This window comes from Bradyrhizobium sp. SZCCHNS30572 (assembly GCF_032484415.1).
Taxonomy (GTDB): domain Bacteria; phylum Pseudomonadota; class Alphaproteobacteria; order Rhizobiales; family Xanthobacteraceae; genus Bradyrhizobium.
Genome location: NZ_JAUESY010000003.1, coordinates 175363 through 186298 on the forward strand (window position 1 = coordinate 175363; position 10936 = coordinate 186298).

General features: G+C 61.9%; 8 protein-coding genes. 5 read left to right on the top strand and 3 right to left on the bottom strand.

From position 1 onward, the window contains the following. The first annotated feature begins 78 nt into the window (after positions 1-78). The 3 genes from QX048_RS09085 (at position 79) to QX048_RS09095 (ending at position 3938) form a co-directional block, all read left to right on the top strand. Positions 79-1248 (top strand): iron-containing alcohol dehydrogenase, encoded by a 1170-nt coding sequence (locus QX048_RS09085; protein WP_316191988.1) that lies wholly within the window; start codon positions 79-81, stop codon positions 1246-1248. Positions 1249-1393: 145 nt separating this feature from the next. After that, positions 1394-3214, top strand: coding sequence for an AMP-binding protein (locus tag QX048_RS09090; RefSeq protein WP_316191987.1), 1821 nt, complete (start codon positions 1394-1396; stop codon positions 3212-3214). Between the two features lie 235 nt (positions 3215-3449). Continuing rightward, positions 3450-3938, top strand: coding sequence for a MaoC family dehydratase (locus QX048_RS09095; protein WP_316191986.1), 489 nt, complete (start codon positions 3450-3452; stop codon positions 3936-3938). A 155-nt stretch (positions 3939-4093) separates the two neighbouring features. Here the strand turns inward: QX048_RS09095 and QX048_RS09100 are convergent, their stop codons facing one another. Both QX048_RS09100 and QX048_RS09105 read right to left on the bottom strand, forming a co-directional pair. Next, complete coding sequence (locus tag QX048_RS09100) at positions 4094-5029, bottom strand: alpha/beta hydrolase (RefSeq protein WP_315750134.1); 936 nt, start codon at positions 5027-5029, stop codon at positions 4094-4096. A gap of 124 nt (positions 5030-5153) precedes the next feature. Further along, positions 5154-5936, bottom strand: coding sequence for an SDR family oxidoreductase (locus tag QX048_RS09105; protein WP_315750135.1), 783 nt, complete (start codon positions 5934-5936; stop codon positions 5154-5156). Positions 5937-6095: 159 nt separating this feature from the next. Between QX048_RS09105 and QX048_RS09110 the strand changes: the two genes are divergently transcribed. Beyond that, positions 6096-6605, top strand: coding sequence for a helix-turn-helix domain-containing protein (locus QX048_RS09110; RefSeq protein WP_316169258.1), 510 nt, complete (start codon positions 6096-6098; stop codon positions 6603-6605). Positions 6606-7285: 680 nt separating this feature from the next. Here QX048_RS09110 and QX048_RS09115 read toward each other — a convergent pair. After that, on the bottom strand, positions 7286-7984 hold the full coding sequence (locus tag QX048_RS09115) for a helix-turn-helix domain-containing protein (RefSeq protein ID WP_316191983.1): 699 nt from the start codon (positions 7982-7984) through the stop codon (positions 7286-7288). A 197-nt stretch (positions 7985-8181) separates the two neighbouring features. Here QX048_RS09115 and QX048_RS09120 point away from each other — a divergent pair, with 197 nt between their 5' ends. Beyond that, positions 8182-10926, top strand: a complete 2745-nt coding sequence (locus tag QX048_RS09120; RefSeq protein WP_315750138.1) for an MFS transporter — start codon at positions 8182-8184, stop codon at positions 10924-10926. Positions 10927-10936: the final 10 nt, after the last annotated feature.

Below are 10936 nucleotides of genomic sequence, written 5' to 3' on the forward strand. Positions count from 1 at the left end.
GCAGCCCGCCTGACTGATCGGGAGGAAATAGCCAACTCCCGGTTGGTGCGACGACAACCTCTTTTTAGGAGAGAGCCCATGATCAAGGTTGGACTTCATCAATATCCCCCGATGGATCAGGTGATCTTCGGAAAGCCTGCCGGGCAAGCGCTGGCCGAGGAGGCGGAGCGGCTCGACGCCCACAGGGTGTTTCTGATTGCCAGCCATACGTTGAATACGAAAACCGACGAGATCGAAAAGATCCGCAAAGCATTAGGTTCCAGGTATGCGGGGACGTTTGATGGGGTCCCGCAGCACACCACACGTACGTCTGCCGTAGCTGCAGCCGCAAGGGCGGTCGGGGCGGGCGCCGACCTGATCGTGGCCGTCGGTGGTGGTTCTGTAGTCGACGCGGCAAAAATCGTTCTGATGTGCATTGAGCACAAGATCACCGATGAGGGCGGCCTCGACGGGTTTGAAGTAGTCTCGACCCCGGAGGGCCCGCGCCCTGGTCCGTTTCGAGCTCCGAGCGTCAGGATGATCGCCATCCCGAGTACATTGTCCGGCGGCGAATACAACGCCGGTAGCCTCGTTACCGATACACGGCGGAAACTGAAGCAGATCTTTCACCATCCCTTGATGATGCCTCGTTCGATCATCCTCGACCCCGCGATTACGGTTCACACGCCCCAGAACTTGTGGCTCGGCTCCGGAACGCGCGCGATGGACCACGGGATCGAAGCCGTCTGCTCGCCGAGAGGCAATCCCCTCGTCGAAAGCGTTTGCCTGCGAGGACTGCGCTATCTCTATGACGGGCTGCTCGCGACAAAAATGAATCCGGACAATCTTGAGGCCCGGCAATCCTGCCAACTCGGGTCGTGGCTGTCCGCCTTCGGGCTGCAGTGTCGGGTTCCGATGGGGGCGAGCCATGCTATCGGACACGTGCTTGGCGGTACATGCGATGTGCCGCATTACTTTTGCACCGCGGTCATGATGCCCAGCGTGCTGGAGTTCAATCGCCCGGATACGGCTGGAGCACAAGACAAGCTCGCCGAAGCTTGGGGAGTGCCGGGGACGAAAGCAAGCGAGACGTTCGCCGAATTTATACGACAGTTGGAGCTCCCGCGTCGATTGTCTGAAGTTGGCGTGACCGAGGGCAAATTCGATCTGATCGGACGGAACGCGATGCTTTCGGTTTTCACGCGCGCAAACCCGCGTCCGATCAAAGGCCCCGAAGACATCGTTAAGATTCTCCGGATGGCCGCTTAGCGCGTGTTAGCCCGGCGGCCAGGGATGCGGTGGGCCGTACGGTCGGTACAAAGCTCGTCTATTTCAATCGGATAGACCGGCCGAACGGAAGGCGAGCAAATTGCAGAGTGTTCAAGTCGCTCGTGAATGGGAGCGGAGGAAATCCATGACGACGAATGTTGCCGCGCGCGCCACGTCTGACGTCAACTTCGCTCCACGCGAGGTCCGTATCGAAGCGCAACCCGACGGAAGCCTCATCCTGAGGTCGCCGATCAACTTCGTCGAGCCGAGCTGGTCGATCACCGACTTTCTACCCGTATGGGCGATGCAGGAGCCCGATCGCGTCTTTCTGGCGCAACGCGAAGCTGCCGGGTGGCAAAAGATCTCGTATCGGCAGATGTGGCTACGGACTCAGTCCGTAGGTCAGGGGTTGATCAATCGCGGAGCTCAGCCGGGCGACAGGATTGCAATTCTCTCGGGGAATTCGATCGAGCATGCAATCGTCATGTTCGCGGCCATGTCGATCGGGATGGCCGTCGCTCCCATTTCGCCCAACTATACATTGATGCCGGGCGGGCTGTCCCGCTTGACGGACATCGCTCGGCTGCTCAGGCCATCGTTTGTATTCGTGCAGGACGGCAGCGCCTTTGCCGCAGCCCGATCAGTTAGTGGGCTGGAGGAGGCGACTTGGATCGCATGCGGTGGATCCGACGGGCTTCTGCCGCTTGAGACCCTGTACGAGGGACGACCAACCTCGGAGTTTCAGCGGCGGTTCGGAAACCTCGATCGTGACGCCATCGCAAAAATTCTGTTCACGTCGGGCTCGACCGGCCTGCCGAAGGGCGTCATCAACACGCATCGCATGATGGCATGCGCCCTCGAAATGGGCAGTCTGCTGGCGCCGGCAAACCAAGCTCCGGTTCAGGTCGAGTGGTTGCCCTGGCATCACACGATGGGGGGCAATGTCATTCTGCAGGGCACCCTGAAGAATGGGGGGACGCTCTACATCGACGACGGACGCCCCGTCCCACAACTCTTCCATAAGACCATCGCCAACCTGAGGGAAATTTCCCCCACAGCGATGTTCAACGTGCCCGGCGGCTACACGCTCCTGTGTGATGTTCTCGAAGCGGACGAGCATTTCAGAAATACATTCTTCAACCGCATGGAGCGAATGACCTACGCCGGAGCGGCAATTCCGCAGTCCACGCTGGACAAGCTCTATGACCTGTCGTTTCGTGCGACCGGCCGCCGCATTCCCGTCATGTCTGGGTACGGCACGACCGAAACGGCGCCAACGATCAGCACGACGCACTGGGCCACCGAGGAACCGGGAGAGGTCGGTCTTCCGGGACCTGGTCTCAGGCTCAAGCTGCTGCCTGCGGGAGACAGTTACGAGGTTCGCGTAAAGGGACCGAACGTCACGCCGGGATACTTCGGCAGATCCGATCTCACGGAAAGTGCATTCGACGAGGAGGGCTACTACCGGGTCGGAGACACCGTGGCTTTCCTCGATTCGAAGCAGCCGCATCTCGGATTGAGATTCACGGGACGTCTTTCCGAAAACTTCAAGCTCACGAACGGGACCTGGGTAGTTGTCGGGAACCTCAGGGCGACCATCCTCGGCGCAACGCGTGGCGTTCTTCAGGACGTCGTCATCGCGGGCGAAAACCGGGACCAATGCGCGGTTCTTGCCTGGCTAAATCCTAGCCAAGCCAAACAACACGCCTTCGGGCCCGTTGGCGATCTCGAGCGAGATCCAGGCGTGCTGGCATTCCTGAGAGAGTGCTTTCGGGCACACAACGAAACAGTCGGAAGCAGCGAACGAATCCGCTCATTCAAGTTGCTGAAGGAGCTTCCGTCGCTTGCCGCTGGTGAAATCACCGACAAGGCCTATGTAAATCAGCGGGCTGTACTCGGCCACCGGGCGCATAGCGTTGAGGAATTGTATGCCGGGTCACCTGCTGAAGATGTGACCTTCATCTGAGTGCCCCGACTTCGCAAGGAGTGCTTCTGGAAGTGAAGGTCCGAGGTGGCGCTGAACCGGCTCTGAGCAAGGTCCATCCATCTCAGACGTTGTCATCGCGGCGAAGCCATCGGCTGAAGTTGAGACGCTCGTCGGCGCCCGACAGTCGACCTCATCAGAGGAGAGCCGATGGTCGGTGCGGCGCAGACTCGGCTCACGCGGAATAAATCATCGGTCTCTAACGAGGACGAGGGCAATGACAGGATCGAGCCTGCCTGACATTTCGCCGAAGGAATATGCGGCAATGGTGGGCAAGGAGGTCGGCGTGTCACGCTGGTTCGAGATTGACCAATCTCGCATCGACCAATTCGCCGACATTACGGAGGATTGGCAATTCATCCACATAGATCCGGTGAAGGCCGCCGAGACGCCGTTTGCCGGAACGGTCGCTCACGGCTTCCTGACGCTTTCTTTGCTTGCGCCGATGGCGTTTGACGCGCTTCCGAAGCTTTCGGGGAGAGTCATGGCGGTCAACTACGGTTTCGACAGGATACGATTTATGTCCGCCGTACGATCCGGAGGTCGGGTGCGGGCCAGATTCAAACTTCTGGATATGACGGCTCGCAATCCGAAGGAGGTGGCCACCAAGTTGGAGGTCACTGTCGAGATCGAGGGGGCGCAAAAACCCGCGTTGATCGCCGAATGGCTCGGAGTGGCCTATTTCGCCGAAGCCGTCGTCGTCTAATTCGCCGCGGATACTTCCATCTGCGTCGGGTCGACATAGCGAAGAAGAGCCGCGAACATTATGCTGTGCTCGCAACGTCTGCCGCGGAAGAGAAGGAGCAGTTAGCGGTTATCTCTTTTGTCCAACTGCCCCTCGCTCCGCGGCCTCGAAAATGTTCAGCCCTTGCTGGTGGCCTTGATGAAAGCGCCGATTTGGGCGGAAGCCTCGTCCGGATATTGATGATGCGGCCCGTGCCCGGCTCGCGCATAGGTGATCAGATGAAGGGTCGGCAGCTGCCCATTCAACGCATACCAGTTCTCGATCGGGAACACGATGTCGTGGTCGGCTCCCAGGTGCAGGATCGGAACCGACGTCGTCTTCAAGAGCTGCAAAATCTGGTCTGATGGAAACACCGGGTTACGCGGCGTGTTGCCGATCTGCGCCATGGCCCAGTCGGCCGGAACGTCGGGGCTGCGGTCTTTCTTTCGCGCCATGATGCGATCGAACGAGCGCTTTGAAGCCGCCCGGCTGCCTGCGTCCGCAGGTTCGAAGAACACAGTCGTGAACTGCTCCAATGCGATGCCGGGGATTGCCGCGGTATCATAGAAGAGTTGTTCGCCCGTCTTGACCAGCGGGCCCGGAGGTGTCGTGGCCAGCAGAACCACATGAGTTGCCATCGGCCCGGTCATTGCCAGCAAGATCTGCGCGGCGATCCCACCGATCGACCATCCACCGATCGCGACGTCCTTGAGGCCGAGTGCCTCGATGAGATCCTTGCCATCCTTCGCGAGCGACATCGGATTGTAGGATTTTTCGCCAGTCGACTGGCCAAGACCTGAATAGTCGAAGGTTACGACCTGAAAGCCCTGTGCGGCCAATCCGTCGATGAAGGCGGGATCCCAAAGATCGAGGACGCCTCGAAAACGGTTGCACAGGACCAGCGGCTTGCCCGTGCCGACGGATCGATAGGCGAGGCGGCGTCCGCCAACGTCGACGAACTGGGTGGAGGCGGTCGCCGAACTGGCGGCGGCCTGCGCCTTCAGCGGTAGCGCAAGTGCCGCAGCGCCCAGCGCTCCGGCGGTGATCATCGTGCGACGAGATTGAGAGTTCATGTCCGCAATTCCTGATGAGGCAGCATTGAGGCTGCACGCTGGATCGAAGGGATGGCTACGCGTTTCGAGATGAGGAGCGGGAGTACCGATCGGCCGGTATCGCCGGCCGATCGGAGCATTGGGACTAGGCGCTGGCGCGCGCGCGGTAGCGCTCGGCGGGCTGCGCCCCCAAACCTGAGGGCAGAACCGCGCGTGCGCCCTCGAACGCCTCCCAGAGGCCCAGGTCCGAAAGGGGCGGTATCGTCACGGCTTCGCGGCGATCGAAGCCGACCAGCGCCGCGTCGACCAGGTCCTCGACGCCCATGAGATTAGGAATTTTCGAGAGATCGGCACCCGCCCGTTCCCAGATTTCGGTCCTGGTTGCCGCCGGTACCACGGCCTGGACGTAGACGCCCTTGGGCCCGACCTCGGCCGCCAGCCCCTGCGAGAACGTGAGCACGTAAGACTTGGTCGCCGAATAAATCCCCGGAAAAAACGCGGGCATGAACGACACCACCGAACCGAGATTGATGATGGCGCCGCTTCCGCGTTTCACCATGCCCCCGATCGCCGCCGAAGCCAGCAGCGTCGGCGCAGTCACATTGAGCTTGAGCAGTTGCTCCATGGCGGCGGGATCCGCCGCCTCGAACGGGCCGAGCAGCGCCGCGCCAGCGTTGTTGACCAGAATCTCGACTGGGCTGCCCGAACGGAGCCGGTTCGCCACCGTTTGCAGCTGCGCGGCATCCGTCAAATCCGCTGTCAGGACTTCGACGGCAATCCCGTGCGCCTTGCGCAGTTCCGCGGCCAGGGCCGCCATTCGCTCCGTCGCGCGAGCGACGAGGACGAGGTCATGGCCGCGCGCGGCGAGGCGCCGCGCATAGACGGCGCCGATGCCGCTGGAGGCGCCAGTAATGAGTGCAGTGGACATGTCTTCTTCTCCGTGGGAGGGGCCAATCTGTCCCCAAAATGTAGATGACAATCATCATCTACTTGCAAGGATGATGTTTGTCATCTACATTTTTTGAACTGAGGGAGATTTATTTTGGCAAGAAGCCGGGAGCAGAAGGCGGAGAGCAGGCGGGCGATCGTGAACTCGGCCGCTAAGTTGTTCCGGGAAAAGGGAATTGACGGTGTTACCGTCGCGGAGATCATGGACGCAGCGGGGCTGACGCACGGCGGCTTTCCAAGGCACTTTGCGAGCAAACAGGAGCTCGTGACCGAGGCCCTGGCGGACGTTTTCGAGGCCAGCAGGCGTCAACCCCTGCTGCCGACGGATGTCCGCGGCTTCGCCCGCGCGTATCTGCGGCCAGAACATCGGGATGCGGCGGGGGCGGGATGCGTCTTCGCGGCGCTCGGGCCCGAGATGTCGCGGGCGCCGGCGCCCACACGCCGCGTCCTGACCGAGGAGATGCGCCGGCAGATCGAACAATTCATGGCCTCGGCGCCAGGTGACGATCCGCAACAGAAGCGTGTCGCGGCGATCGGCAGTTGGGCAGCGATGATTGGGGCGATGTTGCTCGCGCGCATCTCCGATTCAGAAGAACTGTCGGACGAAATCCTACGGGCGACCCGCGCGTTCCTCGGCGCGGAGCCCTGAGAGCTGGAATTCCCAAAGTGCGGTCATAGTCGCCTGTCCAAAGCCGTCGCGCAGATCCTCGCTGGCGAAGCGGGCGGTCAATTCGATACGTGCTCGAAGAGGCCGCAACGCCGAAGATCGCCAAAAGACGGTCCTGAAGGTGCTCCCGCCTAGTAGGCGCCAAACCTTTCTGTGCGCATCGCAATCACCTCTGCCGATGTCGGAACGCTTCATGGACCCCTTAGCGCAGAAATCCAACGGCGGCCCGAGCCTCGCCTGGAACGCGGGTCCGAGGCCGGAAGCGATGGTCCAGCATGAGGTGCTGACCGAGCCAGCACCAAGGAGCCTCGTTATGCGTAGGATTGCAGGAAGTATCGTAGGTCCGCCGGCTGTGGGGAAAGGCGGTAGCGCTCCCCCGCGACCACCTTTCCCTGCACTCGCTTCATTCGGCTCGGATACGCCTCTCCGCCAAGCGGTGAGGCTGTGACCGTTTCCATGGGGTCCGGTTTGCTTTCCTCAGCGTCGCCCGCGATCACGGCTTTGCCGGCCGCACGTTCCAGGACCGATCGGTTTCGGGGCGTCCCAGCGACTGTCACGCGGAGTGGGTGTGCGGCGGAGAAGAACTATATCGACGGCTCCGTTTCCGTACTCTGCTGATTTGCCGTTCCCAACAGAGGGGCAGGACCGATCGCAAAAGAAGCCTACGAGCCGGGATCGTCGATCAGGGGCTTTGGCCGGGCAAACAGCTCCAACCGCTCCTTGTGGTCGATGACGATCTCTCGTCCGCGGACGCGAACCCCATGGCTCGTAAGTTGGGCAAGACTGCGTGACAGGTTTTCGCGCGTCGTGCCGATGTGGGAGGCCAGCGTGCCGCGGTCGAATGGGATGACGATATTCGCATGCCCCGGTTCGCGCTGGGCTTCGGCGAGGATCCAGTTGGCGAGGCGCTCGATGCTCGACCGGGCCAGTGTGCCCTTCAGTTTCTTGACAGAAGCGCGATAGGCATACGCCAGCTCCTGAGCAACAATCCGTGCGAATGCGATGTCTTCGTAGAAGAGTGCCCTTACATCGCGGGCGGGGATCAGCAGCACCCGCGACTCCGTCAGCGTGCGGGCTGAATTGAGATACGCCTGATCGACCACGACTGCAGCAAGTATGAAGGTCGACACGGGACGAAGCAGTGAGATGCCCCACTCGGCCTCGTCCTGCTCGGTGTAGATTTCCACCAACCCGCCAATCAGCACATGCAGGAAGTCGGCCTGATCTCCCTCGCGAGCCAACCGCACCCCGGCCGGAAATTGCTGCAGCAGAGCCGCGCCGAGCAACCGCTTCAGGTTCTCCTCGCTGAGGTCCGCAAACAGCGGCAGCGTCTTCAACTGGGCGAGTTCGTCGGGGCGCAAGCGAAGCTCCAAGAGTCACTCACCCGCTATCGCGCCGAACTGTGACAAAAGTCAATTGCATACATGCAGTCTGACAATTCGATCTGAGACATTTGGCAGATTGTGGCCGACCGGACCGTCCGGTTGATGCATCGCAAAACCTTTTCCCGGTCCCCCGAATAACTGCTGTGGCGTCGAAGCCATACGTCGAGGCCACCATGGACGCCGTAGATTTCAGCCCTGAGCACCGAACGCGAGCACTCTGGCTCTCAACAATCTCGTTCACGATCTGCTTTGCGGTGTGGACGATCTTCTCGATCATCGGCATCCGGATCAAGCAAGAGCTGGATCTGAACGAAACCGAGTTCGGTCTCCTGATCGGCACCCCGATCCTGAGCGGCTCGCTGATCCGGCTGATGCTCGGCATCTGGACCGATCAGTATGGCGGGCGCCGCGTCTACACCGTCGTGATGCTCGCCGCGGCGGTCGCGACCTATCTCCTGACCTGGGCGCATACCTATCCGCAATTTCTCGTCGCCGCGCTCTTCGTAGGAATCGCCGGTGGCTCGTTCGCGGTCGGCGTCGCCTATGTGTCGCGGTTCTATCCGACGGCCAAGCAGGGCACTGCGCTGGGAATCTTCGGCGCCGGCAATGTGGGCGCCGCCGTCACCAAGTTCGTCGCGCCGTTCGTGCTGGTCGCCTATGGCTGGCAGACCGTGGCCCAGATATGGGCGCTCGCGATCGGCGTCATGGCGATCGTCTTCTGGCTGTTCTCCGAGGAGGACCCGGTGGTCCGCTCGCGAAGGCAGCGCAAGCAGAAGGCCGGCAGCGCCTGGCTCGAGCTCGCGCCGCTCAAGAACATCCAGGTCTGGCGCTTCGCGCTGTACTACTTCTTCGTTTTCGGCGCCTTCGTCGCGCTGTCGCTGTGGCTGCCGCAATACCTGATCAAGGTCTACGGCGTCGGAATCCAGTCGGCCGGCATGATGGCCGCCATGTTCTCGTTTCCGGCCAGCGTGTTTCGCGCCTATGGCGGACACTTGTCCGATCGCTTCGGTGCCCGCCGCGTGATGTACTGGACATTTCTGGTCGGTGTCGCGGCGACCTTCCTGTTGTCCTACCCGCCGACGGACTACGTCGTGACGACCGTCAACGGAAAGGTCGGCTTTCATCTGGAGATGGGGCTCGTCCCGTTCGTCGTCATCGTCTTCGTGCTCGGCTTCTTCATGGCGCTCGGCAAGGCCGCCGTCTACAAGCACATCCCCGTCTACTATCCGAACAATGTCGGAGCCGTCGGCGGCCTGGTCGGCATGATCGGCGGGCTCGGCGGATTCGTGCTCCCGATCGCGTTCGGCGCGCTGGTCGATCTCACCGGTCTGCGAACCAGCTGCTTCATGCTGCTCTTCCTGCTCGTCGGGGTCGCGCTGGTCTGGATGCATCTCTCGATCCGGCAGATGGAGCGCGGCGTTGCCGGCGAGGCGCTGAAGCGGCTGCCGGAGCTGCCGGAAATGGAGGAGATCCACCGGCCCGAGCACATCGGAGCCCTGTCCGGCGCGGTTCTCACCGACTGGCGGCCTGAGGACGACACGTTCTGGAGGGAGCAGGGCCGAGCCATCGCGCGACGCAATCTCTGGATCTCCATTCCGGCGCTGCTGTTGTCCTTCGCGGTCTGGCAGGTCTGGTCTGTCGTGGTTGCGAAGCTGCCTTCGGTCGGCTTCAAGTTCACGACCGATGAGCTGTTCTGGCTGGCGTCGCTGCCTGGGATCTCCGGTGCAGTTCTGCGCATCTTCTACTCCTTCATGGTGCCGATCTTCGGCGGCCGGCTGTGGACCACGCTGGCCACGTGGTCGCTGCTGATACCCGCGATCGGAATCGGCTATGCGGTGCAGAATCCCGCAACGCCCTATCCGGTGTTCCTGATACTGGCGCTGTTGTGCGGCTTTGGCGGCGGCAATTTCGCCTCGTCGATGGCCAACATCTCCTTCTTCTTTCCCCGCGCCGAGAAGGGCAACGCGCTCGCGCTCAATGCCGGCCTCGGGAATCTCGGCGTCAGCGTGGTCCAGTTCGTAGTGCCAATCGTCATCACGGTCGGCGTGTTCGGCTGGTTCGGCGGAGATCCGGCGATGGCAACGAGCGGGTCGCAGCCGATGCCGATCTGGCTTCAGAACGCCGGCTTCGTCTGGGTGCCGTTCATCGTCGCCAGTGCTTTCGCCGCCTGGTTCGGGATGAACGACATCGCCTCCGCGAAAGCGTCCTTCGCTGATCAGGCCGTCATCTTCCAGCGGCGGCACAACTGGATCATGTGCTGGCTCTACACCGGCACGTTCGGCTCGTTCATCGGCTATTCTGCGGGCTTCCCGCTGCTGGCGAAGACCCAGTTCCCGGCCGTCGACGCGTTGCAGTTCGCATTCCTTGGGCCGCTGGTGGGTGCCTTGTCGCGGTCCGCGACGGGCTGGATGGCCGACAAATGGGGCGGCGGGCGCGTGACCGTCGGGGTGTTCCTGCTGATGATGGCCGGCGTGCTCGGGGTGCTCTATTTCCTCGGCATCAAGGATCAGCCCGGTGCATTCTGGGGCTTCTTCGCGATGTTCCTGCTGCTGTTCTTCGCGACCGGCGTCGGCAATGCATCGACCTTCCAGATGATCCCCAACATCATGCGCCAGGAAATGACCCGGCTCATGCCGACCGCGGACGCGGAAACGCGGCTGCGCCAGGCCGAGAAGGAATCCGCCGCCATCACCGGCTTCACCTCCGCGATTGCCGCCTTCGGCGCATTCTTCATTCCCAAATCCTACGGCACCTCGATCGACCTTACCGGCGGCGTGCAGGCCGCCCTATGGGGCTTCTTCGGCTTCTACGTCACCTGCGTGCTGATCACCTGGGCCGTCTACACTCGCAAGGGCGGCGTCCTGCACGATGTCGAACGGCGCCGGGCGATCGCGGCCGCTGCCCAACCCGCTGAATGAGGACGTAAAA

Bases quoted from the DNA above. Each gene is read 5' to 3' on its own strand.
- QX048_RS09085 (WP_316191988.1), top strand. From the start codon at position 79: ATGATCAAGGTTGGACTTCATCAATATCCCCCGATGGATCAGGTGATC.
- QX048_RS09090 (WP_316191987.1), top strand. From the start codon at position 1,394: ATGACGACGAATGTTGCCGCGCGCGCCACGTCTGACGTCAACTTCGCT.
- QX048_RS09100 (WP_315750134.1), bottom strand. From the start codon at position 5,029: ATGAACTCTCAATCTCGTCGCACGATGATCACCGCCGGAGCGCTGGGC.
- QX048_RS09095 (WP_316191986.1), top strand. From the start codon at position 3,450: ATGACAGGATCGAGCCTGCCTGACATTTCGCCGAAGGAATATGCGGCA.
- QX048_RS09105 (WP_315750135.1), bottom strand. From the start codon at position 5,936: ATGTCCACTGCACTCATTACTGGCGCCTCCAGCGGCATCGGCGCCGTC.
- QX048_RS09120 (WP_315750138.1), top strand. From the start codon at position 8,182: ATGGACGCCGTAGATTTCAGCCCTGAGCACCGAACGCGAGCACTCTGG.